The 3704-nt window shown below is 51.5% G+C and carries 6 protein-coding genes and 1 tRNA gene; 5 read left to right on the top strand and 2 right to left on the bottom strand.

What is annotated here, in order from left to right:
- Window positions 1-108 precede the first annotated feature (108 nt).
- Window positions 109-185 (top strand) — tRNA-Pro (locus HMPREF0372_RS09645).
- An 87-nt stretch (window positions 186-272) separates the two neighbouring features.
- On the opposite strand, the gene HMPREF0372_RS19160 is transcribed toward HMPREF0372_RS09645, so the two are convergent.
- The gene (locus tag HMPREF0372_RS19160; protein ID WP_007491556.1) at window positions 273-1466 is read right to left on the bottom strand and encodes a tyrosine-type recombinase/integrase; all 1194 of its coding nucleotides are present in this window, start codon (window positions 1464-1466) and stop codon (window positions 273-275) included.
- Window positions 1467-1585: 119 nt separating this feature from the next.
- Entirely contained in the window at window positions 1586-1813 is a 228-nt protein-coding gene (locus HMPREF0372_RS09640) for an Arc family DNA-binding protein (protein ID WP_039997145.1), read from the bottom strand.
- A gap of 348 nt (window positions 1814-2161) precedes the next feature.
- Between HMPREF0372_RS09640 and HMPREF0372_RS09635 the strand changes: the two genes are divergently transcribed.
- From HMPREF0372_RS09635 to HMPREF0372_RS09625, 4 genes are all read left to right on the top strand, one after another.
- Window positions 2162-2431, top strand: coding sequence for a hypothetical protein (locus tag HMPREF0372_RS09635; protein WP_007491553.1), 270 nt, complete (start codon window positions 2162-2164; stop codon window positions 2429-2431).
- 67 nt (window positions 2432-2498) lie between these two features.
- Window positions 2499-2768 carry a hypothetical protein gene (locus HMPREF0372_RS09630; RefSeq protein WP_039997143.1) on the top strand — a complete coding sequence of 90 codons (270 nt, stop codon included), beginning with the start codon at window positions 2499-2501 and terminating at the stop codon, window positions 2766-2768.
- Between the two features lie 431 nt (window positions 2769-3199).
- Window positions 3200-3322 (top strand): hypothetical protein, encoded by a 123-nt coding sequence (locus HMPREF0372_RS21030; protein WP_269142252.1) that lies wholly within the window; start codon window positions 3200-3202, stop codon window positions 3320-3322.
- Window positions 3319-3633: a hypothetical protein gene (locus HMPREF0372_RS09625; RefSeq protein WP_007491549.1), complete on the top strand. Its 315-nt coding sequence runs from the start codon at window positions 3319-3321 to the stop codon at window positions 3631-3633. The genes HMPREF0372_RS21030 and HMPREF0372_RS09625 overlap by 4 nt, the downstream gene beginning before the upstream one ends.
- Window positions 3634-3704: the final 71 nt, after the last annotated feature.

Raw genomic sequence — 3704 nt, 5'->3', positions numbered from 1 at the left:
TTCAGATGTCCAATATGTATTGTAGTCCTACAACTTTTGCTATGCGGAGAAGATTTCCTCTCTTGACAACCGGCGGCAAGACAGCTATAATAGTATCCATCGTGTGAACGGGGTGTGGCGAAGTTTGGTATCGCGCATGGTTCGGGTCCATGAGGCCCCGGGTTCGAATCCCGGCACTCCGACCATAACAAAAAATCCGAGACTTGTTGTGCTGCAACGAGTTTCGGATTTTTTGTTTCCTTGATTATTACTTTTTGTCCGTTGTTTGTCCGTTATCCTGTCTTGGATGCTTTATGTTCTAGCATATTCGCCACCGCTTCCCCCGCTCTAGCCTGAGCTTCTGCGAAACTGTGAGCATATAAATTTAGTGTAGTCGATGCTTGGCTATGTCCTAGCATTGCCGAAACGGTACGCACATCTGTTCCACTTCCAATCATCAAAGACGCATTTAAATGCCTGAAAGAGTGGATTCCTAGAAAGCGTTGTCCTGTCTCGGCACAAAATTTCTCTAACCACCGATAGGGAGCACTCGGATGCAGAGGGCGGCCCTCTGTGGTAGTAAACAATCGCTCTCCAGCCTCCCACCGATCGCCAAGTGAGAGCCTTTCTTGAGCCTGTGCAGCATGATATCGACGAAGGATCAGGAATACACTTTCTGGAAGTTTTAATGTTCTTTGACTTTGCACAGTTTTGGTCGTATCTGTAAAGATCCCCTTCTCTTTTGTATATAGAGAACTCCGGCGCACGTTGAGAGTGTGGTTATTAAAATCTATATCCGGCCACTCCAGCCCCAGCAGTTCGCCGCGTCGGAGGCCACTATAAATCGCAAGAACACAAAAAGTCTGATAGCGAATCGGAGCCGCCTCCAATGATTCTAGAAAATGCTGAGCCTCCTCTAATGTGTAAACCTCTTTTTCCTTTCTGTCAACATGTGGAAGTGTTACGCGACGGCATGGATTATCTTGTATAATACCCATCTTTACCGCATAGCTGAGTATGGACGAAACAAATGCAATGTAGTTCCTTATAGTTTTCGGAGAGAGTTTCCCCCCAGTATTCTTATTTAAGCCATCTTCTCCAAGTGAGTGAACAAAGCCTTGAATGTGCCGGGCTGTCAGTCTATCAAGTCGGATATGCCCAATAGCCTCATAAACCCGTGGCTCCTGCTGGTGTAGCCGATCAATTGTCCGAGGCCGGAGATTCGGTTCTGCATATTCTTTAAACCACTGTTTGGAGAATGTTTCAAACTTTACGTTGCCGCCGCCGATACCTTGAGCAGAACATTTTTCGTCAAACAAGACCGCTTGACGGTTCAACTCTTTTTCGATCTGCTTCTCAGTCATCCCAGGTTTTGGCCGCCACGTCATGGAGCGCATGATTTGTTTTCCTGTCACATCGTAGCCACAAGATGAACGGATCAGATAACTAGCGCCATTTTTCCCCTCGCGCCTTTTAATTGTCGCCATAAAGTCCTCCTTGTCCACCTGCGCCCAGTATGGTACAATAGGGGCGCGGTTTTGATTCTTCTGTTGGGTCTAAATCGCTCTTGCCGCCTTTGGTGTACGCTGCACCAGGGGCGGCTTTTTCATGCTCTGTCCTCTGTGACCTCACCAGCGGCCCCAGGAGCGGCGTTGTCCCGCTCCATAGCCTCAGATATGGCCCGGTTCACAAAACCGTTTACGCTCTCCCCACGGGCTTCTGCATGGGCTTTGATGACGTCCAGATCGCCTTTCGGCATGGTGAGCCCGAAGCGGTCATATTTATTTTTCACATACTTTGTAACCGCCTTTTGCTGGGCCTTTGATACTGCCACGGTGTTTCCCTCCTTCCTGGGGCGCGGCAAATGCCGACACCTCCTCCATTATGGCTTTATTATACACGATAAATCTATTAGCGTCAATATAAATAATACACAATATATTAACGCTAATATTGGCTGTTCTGCCTATTGATATATTAGCGCTAATATATTATAATTCATAATGTCAAGAGGGACAGGGCCCCGGCGGTCGACAGCCGCCGAAAGCGGATAGGGCGTACTCATGAGGACACCGGGATGCTTCCAACAAGGAGCAAGTGTTATCTGGGGGCCAACACCTTAGACACGAACCTTGACAACCGAATATCCGACACCGTATAATCAGGACAAGGGGTGATAAAGATGGTAGACAAGGAGCTGCTGGAGGCCATTCGTGCGGTAGTCCGTGAGGAGGTTACGCAGGCAGAACAGCGCATCACAAAGAACACTGTGGCGCTAATGGATTCAGAGTTTTCCAAGAAGTTCGACCTTCTGGCCGAAGGAATCCAAGACATCCAGGAGAAGCTAGTCCCCCGCTCCAGAGTGGACGACCTGGAAGAAGAAGTAAAGTTTCTCAAGGCTCTGTATCGACAGATGAATGAGGAATTGCAGAAGCTCAAAAAGGCCAACTAAACAGTACATGCCAGACGGTGCCGGATATTCGGTGCCGTCTGTTTTATTTTGCAAGGAGGTCAATACCATGAGTACTACCGAACTGGAAATGAAGATCCGGGAGCTGCGCCAGCTCCAGCAGTTGATTGAGGAGGCCCAGGCAGAGGCCGAGGACATCCGGGATGCTATCAAGGCCCACATGGGCGAGCGGGAGGAGCTGCGGGCCGGGGAGTATAAAGTGACCTGGAAGCCCGTCACGTCCTCCAGGCTGGACGCTGCGGCCCTGAGAAAGGCCCTGCCGGAGGTGGCGGCCTGCTTCACCCGCACCAGCACCGCCCGCCGCTTCTGCGTGGCGTAAAAGAAAGAGCCCTTACACGGCCACCCTTCCACAAGCGCCGTATAAGAGCCCACAACCACCCCGGAGGGGGTCAAGGGCATTGTACCACGGCCCCCTCCAGATTTCAAGATGGAGGAGATACCAATGGAACTGGCACAGGATTATTCTATCTCACATAATATGGCCGTCGTTTTTGGCGGCGCTGCTGGCCTGCAAAATATAACCGAGTATGCTGAAAATCTGGAGGTAGACAGGTGCCCATTTTGCGGACATGACGCCTTCCTGGTTCTGCAATCTCAATATGGTACCCCGGCTGTTGCGGTTGAGTGCAGCTATTGCCATTGTAGGACGGTCACGAGCGGCCCTAGCTATGATTATTTGACTGCCAAGTACACAGACATATATGACGCAATAGATGGAGTACAAGGTCGTTGGAACAGGAGGACAACGGTATGAGCATGGAGCAGGAGTTGATAGAGCTGATTCGGCGCTCCGGAGATCCGGAGGAGGCCGCAATGCTCGCGGCCGAGGTCATCATGGAGGCCCTGTATCATCTAAAGGCGGTGGCGGTATGATTACCTTCCCCACTACGCCGGAGGCGTTTATCGCCTACCAGGAGCAGCTTGCCGGCCGAAAGCTGACAGAGCACGAGCGGGAGGTCACGGCCGCCTGGGTGGAAGTTTTTAATCTCTCTTATGAGGACGGCTTGGAGCAAGACCGCGCCGCGCTGGAGGATTCGCTTGCCAAAATGGACGAGCCGGCCACCAAAAGGGACAACGGCCCTGTGGTGCGTAACTTCCTCCGGAAGTGCCGCTTGTGGATTGCTATTGCCTGGAAGCAGGGCTTTCATGATGCAGAGGAAAGGAGCCTAGCAGATGGACGATGATTTACTGACTGCGCTGTATCACGCCGCCAGCAGCGAGGAGCCGGACACGATGGACGGCCCCAGCCTGTGCG

Source organism: Flavonifractor plautii ATCC 29863 (assembly GCF_000239295.1).
Classification (GTDB): Bacteria; Bacillota; Clostridia; order Oscillospirales; family Oscillospiraceae; genus Flavonifractor; species Flavonifractor plautii.
This window is presented reverse-complemented; position numbering and strand designations above follow the sequence as displayed.

Bases quoted from the DNA above. Each gene is read 5' to 3' on its own strand.
- HMPREF0372_RS09635 (WP_007491553.1), top strand. From the start codon at position 2,162: ATGGTAGACAAGGAGCTGCTGGAGGCCATTCGTGCGGTAGTCCGTGAG.
- HMPREF0372_RS19160 (WP_007491556.1), bottom strand. From the start codon at position 1,466: ATGGCGACAATTAAAAGGCGCGAGGGGAAAAATGGCGCTAGTTATCTG.
- HMPREF0372_RS09630 (WP_039997143.1), top strand. From the start codon at position 2,499: ATGAGTACTACCGAACTGGAAATGAAGATCCGGGAGCTGCGCCAGCTC.
- HMPREF0372_RS21030 (WP_269142252.1), top strand. From the start codon at position 3,200: ATGAGCATGGAGCAGGAGTTGATAGAGCTGATTCGGCGCTCCGGAGAT.
- HMPREF0372_RS09625 (WP_007491549.1), top strand. From the start codon at position 3,319: ATGATTACCTTCCCCACTACGCCGGAGGCGTTTATCGCCTACCAGGAG.